Origin of the sequence: uncultured Brachyspira sp., assembly GCF_910588665.1 — a bacterium.
Classification (GTDB): Bacteria; Spirochaetota; Brachyspiria; order Brachyspirales; family Brachyspiraceae; genus Brachyspira.
The window spans coordinates 221,382-240,184 of record NZ_CAJUPR010000001.1 but is presented as its reverse complement, the minus strand read 5'-3'; the positions used below and the strand labels follow the sequence as shown (position 1 = coordinate 240,184).

18 protein-coding genes are annotated in these 18,803 nt (G+C 27.6%); 13 read left to right on the top strand and 5 right to left on the bottom strand.

What is annotated here, in order from left to right:
- Positions 1 to 267: 267 nt before the first annotated feature.
- The 7 genes from QZ306_RS01215 to QZ306_RS01185 all read left to right on the top strand — a co-directional run bounded on the left by QZ306_RS01215 (position 268) and on the right by QZ306_RS01185 (position 8,608).
- Positions 268 to 768 carry a chemotaxis protein CheX gene (locus tag QZ306_RS01215; protein ID WP_008726787.1) on the top strand — a complete coding sequence of 167 codons (501 nt, stop codon included), beginning with the start codon at positions 268 to 270 and terminating at the stop codon, positions 766 to 768.
- A 1-nt stretch (position 769) separates the two neighbouring features.
- Positions 770 to 1,462 (top strand): peptidoglycan recognition family protein, encoded by a 693-nt coding sequence (locus QZ306_RS01210; protein ID WP_295159929.1) that lies wholly within the window; start codon positions 770 to 772, stop codon positions 1,460 to 1,462.
- A gap of 30 nt (positions 1,463 to 1,492) precedes the next feature.
- Positions 1,493 to 2,896, top strand: coding sequence for a hemolysin family protein (locus QZ306_RS01205; protein ID WP_295159927.1), 1,404 nt, complete (start codon positions 1,493 to 1,495; stop codon positions 2,894 to 2,896).
- Positions 2,897 to 2,922: 26 nt separating this feature from the next.
- Positions 2,923 to 4,083: a CapA family protein gene (locus QZ306_RS01200; protein ID WP_295159925.1), complete on the top strand. Its 1,161-nt coding sequence runs from the start codon at positions 2,923 to 2,925 to the stop codon at positions 4,081 to 4,083.
- Between the two features lie 91 nt (positions 4,084 to 4,174).
- Positions 4,175 to 6,715, top strand: coding sequence for a helicase C-terminal domain-containing protein (locus QZ306_RS01195; RefSeq protein WP_295159922.1), 2,541 nt, complete (start codon positions 4,175 to 4,177; stop codon positions 6,713 to 6,715).
- A 97-nt stretch (positions 6,716 to 6,812) separates the two neighbouring features.
- Positions 6,813 to 7,991 (top strand): hypothetical protein, encoded by a 1,179-nt coding sequence (locus QZ306_RS01190; RefSeq protein ID WP_295159918.1) that lies wholly within the window; start codon positions 6,813 to 6,815, stop codon positions 7,989 to 7,991.
- A gap of 107 nt (positions 7,992 to 8,098) precedes the next feature.
- A complete protein-coding gene (locus QZ306_RS01185; RefSeq protein WP_295159915.1) occupies positions 8,099 to 8,608 on the top strand; it encodes a nitroreductase family protein in 510 nt (169 codons plus the stop codon).
- A 13-nt stretch (positions 8,609 to 8,621) separates the two neighbouring features.
- On the opposite strand, the gene QZ306_RS01180 is transcribed toward QZ306_RS01185, so the two are convergent.
- The 3 genes from QZ306_RS01180 to QZ306_RS01170 form a co-directional block, all read right to left on the bottom strand.
- Positions 8,622 to 10,025, bottom strand: a complete 1,404-nt coding sequence (locus tag QZ306_RS01180) for a DUF4132 domain-containing protein (protein WP_295160009.1) — start codon at positions 10,023 to 10,025, stop codon at positions 8,622 to 8,624.
- A 47-nt stretch (positions 10,026 to 10,072) separates the two neighbouring features.
- Positions 10,073 to 11,077 (bottom strand): C45 family autoproteolytic acyltransferase/hydolase, encoded by a 1,005-nt coding sequence (locus tag QZ306_RS01175; RefSeq protein ID WP_295159912.1) that lies wholly within the window; start codon positions 11,075 to 11,077, stop codon positions 10,073 to 10,075.
- Between the two features lie 323 nt (positions 11,078 to 11,400).
- The gene (locus QZ306_RS01170) at positions 11,401 to 11,832 is read right to left on the bottom strand and encodes a PepSY-like domain-containing protein (RefSeq protein ID WP_295159909.1); all 432 of its coding nucleotides are present in this window, start codon (positions 11,830 to 11,832) and stop codon (positions 11,401 to 11,403) included.
- 298 nt (positions 11,833 to 12,130) lie between these two features.
- Here QZ306_RS01170 and QZ306_RS01165 point away from each other — a divergent pair, with 298 nt between their 5' ends.
- From QZ306_RS01165 to QZ306_RS01155, 3 genes are all read left to right on the top strand, one after another.
- Positions 12,131 to 12,781, top strand: coding sequence for an amino acid ABC transporter permease (locus QZ306_RS01165; RefSeq protein ID WP_295159906.1), 651 nt, complete (start codon positions 12,131 to 12,133; stop codon positions 12,779 to 12,781).
- On the top strand, positions 12,765 to 13,547 hold the full coding sequence (locus QZ306_RS01160; protein ID WP_295159904.1) for an amino acid ABC transporter ATP-binding protein: 783 nt from the start codon (positions 12,765 to 12,767) through the stop codon (positions 13,545 to 13,547). Before QZ306_RS01165 ends, QZ306_RS01160 begins: the two co-directional genes overlap by 17 nt.
- Before the next feature lie 174 nt (positions 13,548 to 13,721).
- Positions 13,722 to 14,537 (top strand): amino acid ABC transporter substrate-binding protein, encoded by an 816-nt coding sequence (locus tag QZ306_RS01155; RefSeq protein WP_295159901.1) that lies wholly within the window; start codon positions 13,722 to 13,724, stop codon positions 14,535 to 14,537.
- A gap of 56 nt (positions 14,538 to 14,593) precedes the next feature.
- Here QZ306_RS01155 and aroD read toward each other — a convergent pair whose 3' ends face one another.
- Positions 14,594 to 15,364, bottom strand: a complete 771-nt coding sequence (gene aroD, locus QZ306_RS01150) for a type I 3-dehydroquinate dehydratase (protein ID WP_295159899.1) — start codon at positions 15,362 to 15,364, stop codon at positions 14,594 to 14,596.
- A gap of 24 nt (positions 15,365 to 15,388) precedes the next feature.
- On the bottom strand, positions 15,389 to 16,237 hold the full coding sequence (gene aroE / locus QZ306_RS01145) for a shikimate dehydrogenase (RefSeq protein ID WP_295159896.1): 849 nt from the start codon (positions 16,235 to 16,237) through the stop codon (positions 15,389 to 15,391).
- A gap of 192 nt (positions 16,238 to 16,429) precedes the next feature.
- On the opposite strand from aroE, the gene QZ306_RS01140 reads away from it, so the two are divergent.
- The 3 genes from QZ306_RS01140 (at position 16,430) to QZ306_RS01130 (ending at position 18,789) form a co-directional block, all read left to right on the top strand.
- Complete coding sequence (locus QZ306_RS01140) at positions 16,430 to 16,813, top strand: RidA family protein (protein WP_295159893.1); 384 nt, start codon at positions 16,430 to 16,432, stop codon at positions 16,811 to 16,813.
- A 92-nt stretch (positions 16,814 to 16,905) separates the two neighbouring features.
- A complete protein-coding gene (locus QZ306_RS01135) occupies positions 16,906 to 17,763 on the top strand; it encodes a DUF368 domain-containing protein (RefSeq protein WP_295159891.1) in 858 nt (285 codons plus the stop codon).
- 126 nt (positions 17,764 to 17,889) lie between these two features.
- Positions 17,890 to 18,789, top strand: coding sequence for a hypothetical protein (locus QZ306_RS01130; RefSeq protein ID WP_295159890.1), 900 nt, complete (start codon positions 17,890 to 17,892; stop codon positions 18,787 to 18,789).
- The last annotated feature ends 14 nt before the right edge of the window (positions 18,790 to 18,803 follow it).

Sequence of the window (18,803 nt, the reverse complement as noted above, 5' to 3'; positions counted from 1 at the left end):
ATATTTACTATAAATATTTACGGTATTTTTTCAATAAAATTTACTTCGGCAAATAAATATAAAAAATATAATTACTTAAAACTATATATAAAGTCAAAATCATTATATATAATATAACATCTTATGTATGCACATAAACAAAAATATATGGTAAAATAAATTATAAAACTAGACAATTAATAAATTTAAATTTAATTATTATTGAAATAAAAATTAACTATGTTATAATTAACCTAAATAATAAATTAAATTTGCAAGGAAATAAATATGGCTACAACTCCTATTAAATTTATGGATGTGAGATTTATTAATCCGTTTATAGTATCTTTAGTATCAATATTCAAAGAAATGGCAGGTCTTACAATGGAAAAAGGAACCCTTGTAAAAGGTCAGGGGCGTAAGCTTTTCTCAGGATATGGTGTTGCTATAGGAATTGTAGGGGATGTTAATGGTCAGGTATTATATGAATTCCCTGAAAATTTTTCTCAGCTTCTTACCGAAAATCTCACAGATAAGAAACGCGGAGAATACGATTCTGAAGATGATTTTGAAGATATGATGCGAAGCGTTATTAATGAAATGGGAAATACTATAAGCGGTCTTGCCATAACTAAATTAGCCGAAGAAGGAATAAGCTGCGATATCACGCCTCCTATACTCTACTTCGGCAAAGAAATACAGATAATTCCTAAAAACCTACAAACTATAATAATACCTTTTCAATCTTCGCTTGGTTTTGTAAGTGTTAATATAGCAATGGATGCTTAAATTGATATTAAATGATAAGAAATATAATCTTATATTAATTATAATATTTTTATTATCATCATGCGTTAATACTGTAAACGATAATATAGCTCAGACAAACAATATAGAAAGAGTAAATCCAAGCATAAAAATTGACAATAAATATAAAATTACTCCGAGTTCGCTAAGATTAAATTTATTATCTCAGTATTCAAAAACACATTACGGAAATCCGTTAATATATCTGAACAATCCGCAAATAATAGTAGTTCATTCTGCAGAAACTCCTAATTTGAATGTAACTGTTAATATATTTGAAAACGATATTCTAATAGGAAGACCAGATATAGAGGCAGGCGGAGAAGTAAATGTGGGCGCTCATTTTTTAGTTGATTTTGACGGAACCATATATGCAAATACGCCTGAGCAATACATAGCAAGGCATACCGTAGGTTTTAATTATACTGCAATAGGCATAGAAAATATAGGATATGCCGATAATCTTACTAAAGAACAATTAGACTCAAATGTAATGTTAATAAAATATCTCAGAAATAAATATAAAAGCATTAAGTATGTAATAGCTCATTATGAATACGGAAATAAAACATCTCCCCATTATTCACTGTATAAAGAATTAAATACAAAATATATTAATCCTGCAAAAAAAGATCCCGGTACTAATTTTATGAATGAATTAAGAAAAAGAATATAAATCAGCTTATTAAAAGAGGATTATAGAATTATGGAAGTTATATTAATTTATTTATTTGAAATATTAATTATTATTATATTTATAATGCTCTCTGCATTATTTTCAGGAAGCGAAACGGCATATACCTCAATAGATGATGTTACATTAATGCGTTTGGTAAGGGAAAAAAGAATAAAAGAAGAAGATACAAAATATTGGGAAAAATCAAGCTCTATGATACCTACAATTCTTGTGGGAAACAACATAGTAAATATTACGGCAAGCTCCATAATAACTGTATTTGCAATAAGACTTGCAGATGCTATTCCTAACATATCGGAAAATATTTTGGTTACAATATCAACAGCCACAATAACAGTACTTATAATTATATTCGGTGAAATACTTCCTAAAGTATTAATGAGAGTTAATGCTGAAAAAATGATGCCTTATCTTCTCTATTTTATGAAATTTTGTCATTTTATATTTAAGCCTATAACATTCTTAATGGATAAAATAACAACTTTTATAATGAATTACTTTGTTCCTAAAAAACTTAGAGATGCTGAAAAGAGAAGTGCATTATCAAGTATGGACGATATTACAACTATTATACATCTCGGTCATAAAGAAGGAATAATAAAAGAATATACTCATGAAATGCTTACAGGGGTTATTGATTTCAGAAATAAAACTGTTGAAGAAATTATGACGCCCCGTGTGGATATGGTATGTATTGAAGCTGAAACAGATATAAACGAACTAATAAAACTTACAGTAGAAACAGGACTTTCAAGATTTCCAGTTTATGAAGAAACTGTTGACCATATAATAGGAATATTCCACACAAGAGCTTTATTTAAAGAATATCTTAAAGGATCTTCTAAAAAAAATAAATTAAAGAAGAAAGCAATTGATTATATAATGCTTCCGTACTTTGTACCAGAAACAAAAACTATAAGCAGCCTATTCAGCGATATGCAGAAAAAAAAGCTTCAAATGGTTATTACTATTGATGAATACGGAGGAACTGCAGGACTTGTTACTATGGAAGATATTATAGAGGAGATAATGGGAGATATTGAAGATGAAAGCGATAAAAAAGAAGCAGATGTTATAAGATTTAAAGGAAAAAGAATTATAATAAATGGAAATGCCTCTATAGAAGATGTAAATAAGAATCTGAAACTGCAATTAGAACATAAAGAATATCAGACTATAGCGGGGTATGTTATAGATATGCTTGATCATATACCTGAAATCAATGAACATTTTATACTAAAAGGATACAGAGGAAGGATAATGAAAATAGAAGACAGGAGAATAGTAGAAATGGAATTGATACCTCTCAGATATACAAGAATCAGCGATAATAATAACGGTGAGGAAAATCCAGATATTCATGATATAGAAAAAAATGATTTAGAAATTATAAATGAAAAAGCTGAAATATAAAAATTATAATTTTAGGTAAAATAACTATGACAAAAAAATTAATAACTGCCGTATTTTTTATACTGCTATTATATTCATGCTCATATAATAAAAAAGAAATGAAACCGTCTCCTAAAAATATTAAATTAGTATTTACTGGAGATATAATGACGCATCCTGCTATTGTAAATGCATTTCAAAGCAATGATGTATTAATAGATTTAAAAGAATATTTTCAAGGGGATATAGTATTTGCTAATTTGGAGTTTGTAGTTAATACAAATAAGCCTCCTATGCCCTACCCTGAGTTTAACGGTTCATTAGATTATTTGAAATATTTCTTTAATTATTTTAATACTTTTTCAATTGCAAATAACCATGCTTATGATCAAGGGGCGCAGGCTGAAGCGGAAACTGTAGCAGAACTTCACAGAAATAATAAATTAACCTTAGGAGGATCCACTAATTCCCCAAGTATAGCTCCTGTTATAACAAATATTAATAATATACCGATTTTTATATCCGCATATACAATGCTTGATAACGGCATAAGTCATAAAACTAATAAAAACGGATATTTATATTTTATGAATTTCTTTCCTAAACAGGAAGATTTGATAGAAAAAGTAAAATCCGATTTAATGCTTGCCACAAATAATGAAATAAAGATAGTATCTCTTCATTTTGGTTTGGAATACACCACTTACGCTGAAGAATCAACAATACAAACAGCCAGATATTTAATTGAAAACGGAGTTGATATAATAGTGGGGCATCACCCTCATGTACCAAGACCTGCGGAGATTTATGAGGGTACTAATCACAGCGGAATAATTATATATTCGCTTGGAAACTTCATTGCAAATCATAAAGGCAGATATCCTTATTTAGATATAGGAACTGTAGTTTCATTAAATATAAATGAAAATAAAGAAATCAGTTTTTCTTATATTCCCACTTACTATGCTTTTTTTAAACAAAACGGTTTTGAAGTGATAATGAAGCCCATAAAAGAAGATCCTAATATTAATATGCCTTCTTTAAAAAGCAATTATTCGTACAGCGATTATGATACCAATGCTATAAAAAAAGGCTATGAGCTTATACATAATTTTTATTCTCCTCTTACAAATGACAGAGTAAAAACTATGTTTAAAAATATAACAAATAATAATATTATCTCTAATAATAGTTTGGCTCATAATTAATATTATAATACATTTAGTTATATAATTTAGAAATAATTAAAATTTTTTAATTATTGACAAAGATTTCAATATTCTATATTATTGAATCAATATGAATAATAATTATACAAAAGAAATAGATAATGTATTTTCAGCAGATGCAATAAATTATATGAGAAAGGCAATAACAGATGCTTACGGCAATGAAGTATATTTCGGAATAAATTTTAACACCTACGGAATACTTGATTATATAGAAGTTATAGCAAGAGGAAATAAAGACTCTGTTCCTGCTATAATATCATTATCATTGGAATTTGATGCTGTAATTCATAATCACCCTTCAGGAGAGCTTACTCCATCAAGACCCGATCTGTCAATAGCAAGCGAACTTGGAAACAATGCAGGAATAGGTTTCTATATAATCAATAACGATGCTGATGAATATTATGAAGTTGTAAAGCCCATAAAATCTGAAAATATAAAGAAAATAGATGCTCCCGATGCATTATATATGTTCACGGAAAACGGTATTTTAAGCAATCTTCTAAAAAAGTACGAATACAGACAAGAACAAACTGAGCTGGTTGAAGCCACCATTGAATCGTTTAATAATAATAAGCATTTAATATCTGAAGCAGGTACAGGAATAGGAAAATCTTTTGCATATCTTATACCAGCACTTTTATGGCTTAAAGAAAATAAAACCAGAATAGTAATATCTACCAATACCATAAATTTGCAGGAGCAGATTATTTCAAAGGATATACCCTCTATTATAGGAGGAATTGCGCCGAATGTAAAATATGCCTTAGTTAAAGGCAGAAACAATTATGTATGTATAAAGAAAGTCAAAGACGGATTGAATGATAATGATAGATTTGATTTTGAAGAGCAGATAAATTTCTTTAATGATATAGATCATTGGCTTAATACAACAAAAGACGGTTCTATAACCGATTTAGGATACAAGCCGAAAAGCGAATTGTGGGAAATGGTCTGCTGCGATACCGACACCTGCACTCATAGAAAATGCCAATATTTGGAAGACTGCTACTTCTATAAAATGCGCAAGCAGTTAAATGCCGCTCAGCTATTAATAGTTAATCATCATATATTATGCGCCGATTTATCGCTTTATGCTGAAACTGCGGGAAGATACTGCCTGCTTCCGAGATACACAAAAGTTATAATTGATGAGGCTCATAATTTTGAAAACTCCGCTTCAAGCTATTTCGGAGATGACGGAAGTAAAAACGGAATATTAAAAGCGCTTTTCTATATTTCAAGAATAAAGAGAAATAAAAGACTTGGTGTTATAGAAAATATTAATAATATACTTAATGAAAAAAGAGCATTAATTGAAAAGAATCAATACGACGAAATAACAGATTTAATAGGCAAAGCTCATGATTTAACTTCAAGAATGAGAAATGCCGCCGAAGAAAGGGCAAAAGAGTTTATAGGCTACTGCCATAAAAATATTCAGACAAAAGAAGGATTAGGATATAAATTCAGAATAAGTCCTGAACTTGTAATCTCCGATCATTGGAAAGATGAAGGAGTAAAGCCTCTTAGAGAAATGGTAATTTTAATGACTTCGCTTGTAAATATCTGCGATAAATTATATAAAAAGTTTTTTGATATAGCAATTGAGAAAAATTTTGATTATGACGAAACGGCTCAAATGTCTAATGCATATTTAGAAAGACTAAAAAGACAATTGGTATCTTTAAACTCTGTAATAGATTATAAAAAAGATGAATATATAAGATGGATAGAAACAAAGCTCACAAAAAAAGGAAATCTTATTCTTAATTGGCATTTAACGCCTGTAACTGTGGCTAAAAATTTAAATGACTTTTTATATTCAAGATTTGATACTGTGGCAATGTATTCTGCAACTTTAACTGTTTCAAAAAGCTTTAATTTCTTTTCAAATAGATTAGGATTTGATTATATAGAAAAAAATAAAAAAATAGAAATATATTTAGAATCTCAGTTTAATTATGAAGATAATGCAAGACTATATATTGCAGCCGATATGCCTGATGCTGGTTCTGATACATTCAATGATTTTACTTCAAAGGTATTAATGCAAGTCTGCAGTATAACAGGAGGAAGAGCTTTTATACTTTTTACTTCTTTTTCATCTCTTATGAGCGTTTATGAAAGCACATCTGAAAAATTAAAAAGCAAAAATATAAATGCTCTAGCTCAGACCGCATCCGTGCATAGACATACTCTTCTTGATATGTTTAAATCCTCTTCAAATAATGTGCTTTACGGTGTTGATTCTTTTTGGGAGGGTGTTGATGTGGCTGGAAAAAACTTGGAAGCGGTTATAATACCAAAACTCCCTTTTGCCGTACCTACAGATCCAATAAGCGAAGGAAGATACAAATATATTGAGGAAAACGGAGGAAATGCATTTTTAGACTATGCCCTGCCTTTTGCCGTAATAAAGTTTAAACAGGGATTCGGACGGCTTATACGAAGTAAAGATGACAGAGGAATTGTATTGGTATTGGATAAAAGACTTTATACAAAAAATTACGGTTCCCAATTTATTAACTCGCTTCCTAATGCCAAAGTTTTAAGGGGAAGTATTAGAGAAATTCTTAATGATATGAACAATTTCTTTGACTATTAACTCTATTCTTAAATACTTGACAATTTATAATTATAAGTTATAATCCATTTTCAAATATTTGTAAAAAATGCCTAAATCCCTATATGGAATTATAAAAATGTCTGAAAATAAATTAACAAACATAGCATCAGCAAAATATTATATATCAGTATTCATTTTAATGATAACTGCATCTGTACCTATCGCTATGGCTGGTATAGTATATGATGTTGTATATGTTGTAGACTTCATACTTTATAATAGCTTTTATTTTCAGATATTTTATTTTTTCTGCTATTCATTTTTATTTATTATAAACAGCGATTTAAAAAATATTAATAAAAGAACAATACTCATAACATTTTTATTATTTTTGCTTTTATTACTGCTTGGTATATTTACTTCAGCACCTTTAAAAAATGAAATACCTGATATATTGAATTTTTTTAAATCCAATATCATGATTAATAAAAGTATATTATCATATATAATATTTTTTATCATAATACTTTTAGCTGATAATAATTTTAATATAAAAGATAATATATCTGATACTTTTACTAAACTAGGAGATATTATATTTTTCTCTGCCGTATTAGAAACAATAGTATTATTCTTTTTTATATTTGCAGCATTTATAGTTGAGCGTTATTATCGTTTAATTGATAATGAAATATTATATGATATTATACAGCATATTATATTTTATTCATTATTATTTTTTTCTTTGTTAATTCCTTTCTTATCTTTCCTTATACAAAAGAAATTCAAAACTATTTTATCAATATATTTTTCAAGGCTATTAATGTTTTTGAATTTATTTTTAATATTTGCTTTATTTTTTGCATTATTCTATGAACCTATAAGACCTTTTGAAAATAATAAATCTTTTATCATTTATAATACTTTGTTATATTTATCTGTTTTTACTTTATACTTTACAAGAGCTGATTATAAGGCTGGAATAATAACAAAAGCAATGTATATAATATTTCCTATACTGGCATTTTTATTTAATATATTGGTATTAAGTGCAGATGTATACAGAGTTATTATTTCAGAAACAAAAATAAATGAAATTTCTATAATAGTTCTAAATATTATAACAGCTGTTAATTTAATATATATTATAATACAAAATATAAAGTCCGTAATAAAAATATTAAAAAATAATATAAATGATACTGTTATAGGCAATAATAAAATATATAATTTTATATATGTTTATGGTATTTATTCCTTCACTGCTTCTTTTATAGCTCCTATAATAGTATTTTTTACAGACTCATTCGATTAAATTATAAAAATTGAGAACTTCTGGCATTTGAAGAATGACAGAAACTTTAAGCGAACAATTTTTATTAGCAGAAATAAAAAAAATAATAATTTATAAGGAGTATAATTTTGCCTGAAGATATTTTATTTACAAGAAGAAGTATAAGAAAGTATATTAAAGGAAAACAAGTTGAAGATGAAAATATAGAATATATGCTTAAAGCCGCAATGTATGCCCCATCAGCCAATAATAAAAGAAACTGGGAGTTTATAGTTATAAAAAACAGAGATACATTTGATAAAATTATGAAATTTCACCCTTATTCAAAAATGCTTGATACGGCTTCGCTTGCCATAATTGTATGCGGAGATTTATCAGATGAATCTGGAAAACTTTATTGGCAGCAGAACTGCGCAGCCGCTTTAGAAAATATTATGCTTGCGGCAAAAGCTAAGAATTTAGGCAGTGTATGGCTTGGTGTTGCACCGCGTGAAGAGAGAATGAATGAAATTATAAATCTATTTAAGCTGCCTGAAAATATAAAGCCTTTTGGAATTGCTGCTGTAGGCTACCCCGATGAAGATCCTGAAATGCCGAACAGATTTGAACCTAATAAAATACATTATGAAAAATATTAATTGTATATAATAATTATCTTAAATAACTGGAAAGAAGGAGATAAGCTCCGTATTCAAATCTTTCATCAGCATTTTCTATTTCTATTTCTATTTCTATAGTATCTGCAGATGATGTCCATAAATCAAGATACGGCGTATTAATATATATCTCAGCTCCGTTATAGGAATCATATAAACAATAAGAATCTATGGATCCTCCGTCTCCAACTATTTTCTGCATGCCGAATTTTAAAGCGGTATTTTGAAGAGTTCTTAAAACTATATTTGAAGGTATTTTTGATATTAATTCCTCTTTTGTTTCTAATGATAATTGTTCAAAAGGCTGAACTATATCATAATCTGAAAGCTGATCCTTCCATTTTTTTATTAACTGACTGTCAATTTCTATAGGGCTTATTATTGTTATTAAATATCCGTCTTTTATAAATGATTCGTCTATCTCTTCATCATCAGCATTATTAAAAGAACCATCTTCCATATATCTGAAAGTTTTCAGTAATTTATTGTCTTTATCATATATCCCCCAAATAAGCTTAATTGCAAAAGCCTTCATAAAAGGATTCTCAAAGAACACTTCCTTCCACTCTTTTAATGTCCATTTTCTTGAATCCATAAATACAAACATCAGTCTTTCTGTCTGAGTTTTTAATAGTTTATTTATTTCGCTTTTTAATTTAGAGAGTTCTTTTTTAGGAATGGAAGGAAAATCTTTAGGAAGGGTTTTATATTCTTTATTTTTTATCTCATCAAATATGGATATGCTGAAATCCTGTTTTAATGTTATTTTAAATTTTTTATTATCGCTTTCTATTATTCTTATTCCGTTTTTATCAAAATCAAAATCAGGAATTATTTTATCGGCAAAGGCTTCCTTACTTATTCCTAATTTTTTTGAAGTATCATCTAAAATATCCGAACAAGCGCTTCTTACGCTGCTTTGCTTAAATTTTTTTGATGCTTCATATACCAATCCAAATCCTTTTTTTGTAGCATTTAATGCTATAGCACCAAGCATAAAACATGCCAATTTGAATCTGTCGCTTGCAATATCTTTTGCTTTCTGATAAAGCTTATCAAGCTGAGCATTTCCTCCGAATATACAATAAGAATAAAGTATACCTTTTGTTTTATTATCATCATTCCATACATTATATATATTTTCAAGCGCTTCTATAAAACTCTCATCATCTAAAGAATATCCGATTAAGTCCGCATTTCTTACTCTGTAAGCTTCTTTTATCTCCAAATATTCACCTAAAATATATCTTATTGCCTTGCTTGATACCTTACTGCTTTTGTCTTTTATAAGAACATTTGATATTATAGAATCGTCTATAAATGAAGTGGTTTTATCAAATTTTTTATTATAATTTTTTTCTGTTATATCATTAATTTCTTCTAATGAAAGCACAATAATAATTCCTTAAAATATTTTTATATAGTATACATTACTTGTATAAAAAATCAATAGTTAAATATTAATCTTTTATCTTCTATAAATCTTTTTCTTATGGGATTTCCATGAGCTATATATATTTTTTTATTTTTTAATGAGTATATTGAAGACCAAATTGTATCAAAACCTTTTTTTCTATTATACTGACATAAAAAACCATATTTACCCTTGAGCAATTTTTCTGCAAACTCTAAATTATGCCCATAATCTTTAAATGCATTTTTCATAGTAATATATCTGTCATTTGAATGAATATCATCTTCTAAATTAGTTTGATATTTTTTCATAGATTCGCTCATAAACTGATTTGATGAAAAAACATAATCATTTTTTATTATTTCAGTTCTTTCGCAGTTGCATTCTATTAAAGCAATATCTCCGTTTTTATCCGCCAATACTATATTCTGCGCTGATGATATGGGAATTTCTTTTAAGAATTTCAAAGCTTCATTAACTGTTCCTGACTTTTCTAAAATATATCTGATAATCATTCCTGCATTAAAACCGTAATTTATTTTTACTGGATATACAAAAGTTAATGCTGCGGCAAGTCCTTTATCATTTATTCCGTCTTCAATTTCTATAAATGATGTTGTATTTCCTATAAAAGAATATGAATTATCCAATTTATAATATGTGCTGTCTGAATATTTTGATATACTAATTAAAAAATCGCTGTTTTTTGACAGTATTATATCATCATCTGTTTTGAATGCAAAAGATGAGCATTTATTATCAAAAGTAAATGAATATATTGTAAATAAGAACTCGCATATATTTATATAATTAATTTTTATATTGTTGTTTAGATTTAATCCTTCAGACATTCCTTTTATTTCATCTATTATCTCAGGAAAAAAATATTCATATACAGGCATACATTTTCTACAGAAATATTTTCTCTCTTCAGATATTTTTATTTTTTCCAACGGATTTATATTATTTTTAGCAAGTATTTTTCCGTATTTAAAGCCTGCTTCATAATGCCGACCTTTGAATCTTGAATGATACATTTTTGCTCCTTTTTGCTGTTATCCTTAAAACTCAATGACAGACTATATAAATTAAAATTGTTATAGGTTCGCTGCCCGCTTTGTTATTTTTTAATTGCTGAATAAGTTTGTCATACATTCATAATTTTTTATTATAAAATTATGCAGGCAAAGAATAGCATAATAAAAATTTTAAGTAAATACAAAAAGTTTTATAAAATCAATCGGCGTATAAGCTTCTATTAAATCTATGCCTATTTTTATATATAAAAATTAAGAGAGAGTTTTTTACAACCCTCTCTTAATTAAGTATTTTTTATAATATTTAAGTATATAATTTATTATTAATCGTCAAATTTCTGTCCCATCAATTGACCGTCTGAGGTTATAAATAATTCCATAAAGTTATTTAATTTTATTTTATAATTACCCCATTCCTTTTCAGCATCTATTATTACTGCCTGAGGATAAGTATTTTTAACGGTATTAGCAACCGTCTGAGGCAAAGCCCTGAAAGGAACTGTATTATATTTAGCGTCTATGCTTTCCCATTCTCCGTTATAGAAAAAATCTATTTCACAGCCGTTTGACAATTTAACTTCAAATTTTCCTCCGTCTCTCTCAACTTTCCATATCTGGGCATTAGGATAAACCTGATTAATAAAGTTTCTGGCATTCTGAGGAAGTGAAGAAGCAGGAACTATCCAGTCTGCAAAAGCGCTTGAATATGAAAATATTGTTAAAGTTATTAATAAAGCGAATAATTTTTTAGTCATAGTAAAATCTCCTTAATAAATTTGCTATCTATGTAAATTATCTTTACAATTATTAGCATAACTCAAACGAAGATTTTGTCAATATATTTTACATTAAATTTACAAAAAATTTACTTAAATTATATTCTTTATTATATTTTACAATACATTTAATACATAGATTTTTTATTTATGATAATAAATTAAAATATATATAAATATTATTTACAGTAAAAATTCTTTTATATTGATATTTTTGTAAATAGTATTATAATGGCATTCTGATTAATTTAATAAAAAATAATTATTGGCTGTATTTATGGATTATGTAATATCTACTACTTTATATCTTCTTAAAGGAACATACATAACATTATGTCTTTACTTCATAACTGCAGTATTTTCGCTTCCATTATCTATGATTTTTGCTGCTTTGCAGTTCAGCGCACCTAAGTTCTTAAGATATATTTTTGATATATATGCTTGGATATTCAGAGGAACACCTTTGATACTTCAGCTTATATTTTTTTATTACGGGCTTCCTCTTATAACCAATAATACAATAGTTTTTCCTGCATTTACATCAGCTGCAATAACTTTTATACTTAACTATTCCGCTTATCTTATGGAAATATTCAGAGGAGGTATTGAAAGTATAGAAAAAGGACAGTATGAAGCAGGATTTGCCCTTAATCTAAGCTACAGACAGATTATGACTAGAATAATTCTTCCGCAGGCATTTAGAAGAGTATTGCCGCCTCTATCAAATGAAGCTATCAATCTAATAAAAGATACTTCTTTAGTTATAGTTCTTGGCATAGGAGATTTGATGCTGCATGCAAGGCAGATACTTACAAGAGATTACAAATTGCTTCCTTTTTTAATAGCCGCCATTATATATTTGCTGTTTACTTATGTGCTTGTGTTTGCATTCAGACAATTGGAGAAAAAATATGTCATTAGGAACTAAAGAAATTAATTTAAAAGCGGTAAATATAAAAAAATATTATAAAGATACCCCTGCTATAAACGGAGTGTCGCTTACAGTTAATAAAGGAGATATACTTTCCATTATAGGACCTTCAGGTGCTGGCAAAAGCTCGCTTCTTAGAAATATTATACAAATAGAAGAACCAGATTACGGAGAAGTTTATATAGATAATGAGGTTTTATTTTGCAGAAAAGAAGGAGAAAAATCTTTAAATATTATGCATTCTGATTTTATGAAGCGTAAGGAAAAAATAGGAATGATATTTCAGCATTTTAATTTATTTCCGCATAAAACAGCATTAGAAAATATAATAGAAGCTCCAGTTATAGTAAAGAAGCAAAATAAAGAAGAAGCTTCAGAAGAAGCATTAAAATTACTTGACAGTGTCGGTCTTAAGCATAAAAGAGACAGTTATCCTAATGAATTATCAGGCGGACAGAAGCAGAGAGTTGCCATTGCTAGGGCTTTGGCTATGAAGCCTGAAATACTTCTCTGTGATGAGCCGACATCGGCATTGGACCCTGAACTTATAGGAGAGGTTTTAACTGTATTAAAAGAACTTGCTAAAGAAAAAATGACTATGATAATTGTAAGCCATGAAATGAGCTTTGTATATGAACTCTCAACAAATATTGCCTTTATGGATGCGGGAAAAATAATTGCTATGGATACTTCGGATAATTTTTTTAATAATCAAGACAATGAAAGAATTAAAGATTTTTTAAATAAGATTTTTCATAAATAATTAATTTTGTATTGACATTTTCTTAAATAGTATTACTATTTATAAATAGTTGCAGAATATATAATATTTCTGTATATGCTATTGTTTTTTAACAATAATTAAAATCAGGAATTTTATTCTGCCGAAGTTTTATAATATAAAAAATTATTAAATTATTTTTAAGGAGAAAAAATTATGAAACATACATTAAAATCTTTATTATTAATTCTTTTTTTATTTATTATAAGCTCCTGTAATAATAAAGAAAATGCATCAAATAACACATCAGAAGATACTTCTCTTCAAAAAGTTAAAGATTCAGGAAAATTAGTTTTAGGCTTAGATGATACTTTTGCTCCTATGGGATTTAGAGATGCAAACGGAGAGGTTGTGGGCTTTGATATTGATTTGGCAAGAGAAACTGCAAAAAGACTCGGAGTTGAATTGGAGATAAAACCTATAGAATGGTCTAGTTCAATATTAAGTCTTAATAAAGGCGATATTGATGTTTTATGGAATGGAGTTACCATCAATGAAGCCAGAAAACAGCAGATTAATTTTTCTAAGCCTTATCTTAATAACAGACTTGTCATAGTAAAATATAAAGATGATGCATCAATTAATTCTAAAGAAGATCTTTCAGGCAAAATATTGGGCGTTCAGGTAGGAAGCAACGATGAGGCATTAAGCGCAGATCCTTCAAGCAAATCCGCTAAAGAAATCCGAAGATATGATGTTAATGTTAATGCATTTTTAGATTTACAGGCAAAAAGAATAGATGCGGTTATTATAGATGAGGTTGCAGCTCAGTATTATATTGCAGATAAACAAGTTCCTTTTGTTGTAGTGGAAAATAGTCCTTTGACAGACGAGCTTTACGGTATAGGATTTAGAAAATACGATATAAAGCTTTTAGCTGAAGTTGATAGAATATTAGATGAAATGAGAGCAGACGGAAGTGCGGCTGAAATATCTTCAAAATGGTTCGGAAAAAATATAGTTTTAAAATAAAATTTTTTATTAAAAAAGCGTATATATTAAAATAAATAATATACGCTTTTTTATTTTTATAAATGTATTTTATTTTTTGTATATATACTGTCTAATATATATTTTAATTTCATAGTTTCTATTTGCCCTGGAGCCGATGAGCGCTTGGCTGATGCAAAAGTTAATACGGAACCGAATATTCTTGTAATAGCTCCTATTTCCCCCATAGATATTGCTATTACGGGAAAATTTTTTATTTCGCTTGATGCATCTAATAAAGTTATAACATCTTTCCTGTTTTTAGGCATATAAGCAGTTTTAGATATGTCGCATTTTAATTTTATCATTTTTTTTATTCTTGATATTATTTCTTTTTTTGAAGGTGTTTTACTGAAATCATGATTCGATATTATAGTTTTTATATTATTAAAATTTGATAATTTTATTAAGTTTTTAATATCATTTTCCTTAAAAGAAAATAATTCCAAATCTATCAATTCAAAACATCTGCTTTCTATAATTATATTGTATAGGCTCATTATATCTCCATATATATTATATTTTATATTTCCTCCCTCTTTCAGGCTTCTTAATGTAAATATTACTGGTTTATTTGATGTTTTTTGTATTTCCTTTGAAAATGCTGCTATATCGTCAAAGTTATTATCATATTTTGAAATATCATTTATATAAAAATCGGCTCTCCATTCAATAATATCAGCAGGAAGTTTATTTATTTCTTTTATATACTTTATTATATCTTTTTCATTTTTTTCAATTACAGGTATGCATATTTTAGGGATTCCTTCTCCAAGCTTTATATTTCTTATTTTTACTATGTTTTCCATGCTGCTTATATACCTCAATAATTATTAAAATATAATACTTTTTATATATTCCACAGGCATTTTTTCATTAGTCCAAAGCTCAAAAGCCAAAGCCCCCTGATATAACAGCATACCCATGCCGTTTATAATTCTGCATCCTTCTTTTTCCGCTATATGAAGCAGTTTAGTTTTAGCAGGACTGTAAATACAATCTGCTACAATCAAATCATTTCTGAAAAATGATTTATCTTCTATTAAAGATGTATTTTCTTTCATTCCCACGCTTGTAGCATTAATTAGTACAGAACTTTTATCAATCTCTTTTTTTAATATATTTTTATCTTCTAAAGAGAATAGTTTTATACTGCAGCCTGTTTTATCGGAAATATTGTCAATAATATTTTTTTGTTCTATCCAATTAGTATCTCTTTTAAATACAGATATTTCTTTTACTCCATATAATGCTGCCTGAGATATTACAGCAATAGAAGCTCCTCCAATACCCAATATTACAATATTTTTATTTTTTATAAATACCTGTTCTTCTTCTAATGATTTTATGAAGCCCTCTCCGTCTGTACTGTATCCTATAAGAATTCCATTATCATTTACTATGGTGTTAACACTTTGCGAAAGCTCTGCTGATTTTGACAATTTATCTAAATATTTTATTACCTCTTTTTTATTAGGCATTGAAAGATTAGCCCCCCTCATATTAAGAGTTCTTATTGAATTTACAGCATCTTCCAAATTATTTTTATCCACTTCAAATGACAAATATGCATAATTAAGACTGAGCTTATTAAAAGCTTCATTATGCATAATAGGCGAAATACTATGCCTGCAGGGAGATGCAAATAAAGCCGTTAATATTGTGTAAGAATCTATTTTCATAAATAAAAACCTTTAATAATATTACTGCATATACTAATATAATTTTTATTATTGTCAAATATAAATATTTATATTTATTCAATATAAAAACAGCATATAAATTACTTGATATTTTATCAAAAAATAATTATAATTAACATAATAAAAACTGAAGATTTTTTTTAATATATATCATAAAAGGAGTATTAAGAAATGGATAAAAAAATGATAAAAACACATAAAGCTCCGCAGACTATAGGACCTTATTCTCAAGCTGTAAAGAGCGGAAATTTCATTTTTGCTTCAGGTCAAATACCTTTGGATCCTGTAAGCGGCAATATGGCTGAAAACGATATAAAAAAACAAACTGAAAGAGTAATGGAAAATATTAAAGGTCTTTTAGAATCAGAAAATCTAACTATGGCCAACATTATAAAAACCACCTGTTTTTTAACAGATATGTATAATTTTGCATCATTCAATGAAGTATACGGAACATATTTCCATGAAAATCCGCCTGCAAGAAGTACGATTGCAGTAAAATCTTTGCCGAAAGACGCTTTAATCGAAATTGAAATAATAGCCGTTATAAGCTGATTATTAATATTTATACAAAATGCCATGAGTATTTTTTATATTCATGGCTTTTTTATACCATAAAAAAATTATAATTAATTTAAGAGGAAAACATGAAAAACTACATATCATATTTTGTAAAAGGAATGGCAATAGGCATTGCAAACGCCATTCCTGGAGTTTCAGGAGGAACTATAGCTTTTGTACTTGGAATATATGAAAAGCTTACATATTCAATATCCGTTCTTCCGACAGCATTAATAAAATTACAATGGAACGATATTAAAGAAAGCTTAAAAGTATTAATTCCTATAGCTTTAGGGGCTGCTATTTCCATAGCATTATTTCTGAAACTTATCAATTATACATTTACCTACTATCCCATACCCACAAAAATATTTTTTGCAGGTCTTATACTAGGTTCATTACCTTTTATAACTAAAACGGTAGAAAAATTTAATTTTAAAGTTTTTGCTGCATTTTTTGCAGGGGCTTTTATTATGGCTATATTTGTATATTTTGATATAAATAATTCAGTAGGAGAAACTACATATATGGGCGGCTTTTCAATACTTTACGGCATTAAATTATTTCTATGCGGTATTGCAGCAGCTGCGGCTATGGTTATACCAGGAATATCAGGTTCTTTGCTTTTACTTATACTCGGAGAATATAAAAATATATCCTACTTTATATCGGCATTTTTTGATACTTTTAATTTGCAGTTTTTAATACCTTTAGTATTTTTAGGATTAGGGATTATTATAGGAATATTTGCAATATCAAAACTTGTAACTATATTAATTCAAAAATATAAATCTGTTTTATTCGGATTTGTACTAGGTATTATAATAATATCATTTTTAAGCTTATGGCCCAATATTACATCTTTAAGCATGCCTATGCTTGCATCTGCGGTTATATCTATGTGCGTTGGATTTTTAACTGCCATAGGAATGGAAAAAATATAATATTTTTATATGATTTTATTTTCCGTATTTTTATAACATATAAATAGTTTAACATATTGTTTTTTAATTATTAAATTTTATATAGTTAATTTCCGAAAATTTTAAAAGCAAATATGGGATAATTGTATGAATAAAAAAAGTAATAGAAAAACAAGTATTTACATATTATCTGCATTCGTAAGCATAATATTTTTTTATATATCAATTAATATTTTATATACCCAGACTTCATCTGCATATTATGATGAAGCATTAATTAATGATTTGCCTAATGCCGAAAAATTTGTAACAAAAATAAATGCTTCCGTTTCAGATGCAAACGGCAATATAGTATCTATACAATGGGAAGGAATAAACGATAATAATTTGGTGTATTATGTTTACAGAAGTACAAGCCCCATAATAGGCAAATCTTCATTAATAGATTCTAAGGTTGTGGATTATATAAAGGCAAGCAATACATCAAAAATATATACAATATTAGACAGACCTGTAATTACATCTAAATATTATTATGCTGTGGTTTCATATATGGGAGATTTAGTTTTTTATAATGGCGAAGAAAATATTGATACCTTATCCGTATTATTTGAAGGAATATCCGATAATAAAGGATCGTCATATTATAATATTAATACTAATAATACAGAAAATGCATATAATAATAATTTAAAATATGCAACCAATTTTATTTTAGTTACAAATACATATTTCGTTACAAATATTTATACGGTTACAAATACAATTAATAATAATAATGCAAATTATAATAGACATAAATCGGAATATAACAGAGCATTGGCAGAGTTTAAAAGAGGAAATTATTTACAGACATATTCTATATTATCTCCATTATCTGGAAATAATGTAAATAAAAATTTGTACTATGATATTAATTTACTTTTGGCTAAATGCTGTAAATATCTAGGAAGGAAAAAGGATGCATTAGATGCTCTTAATCGCATAAAAAACTATAATTCCAAAGAGGTTAATTTTTGGATTAATCAGGTTTTGAGCGATTTATAATGTAAAAAGGCGGT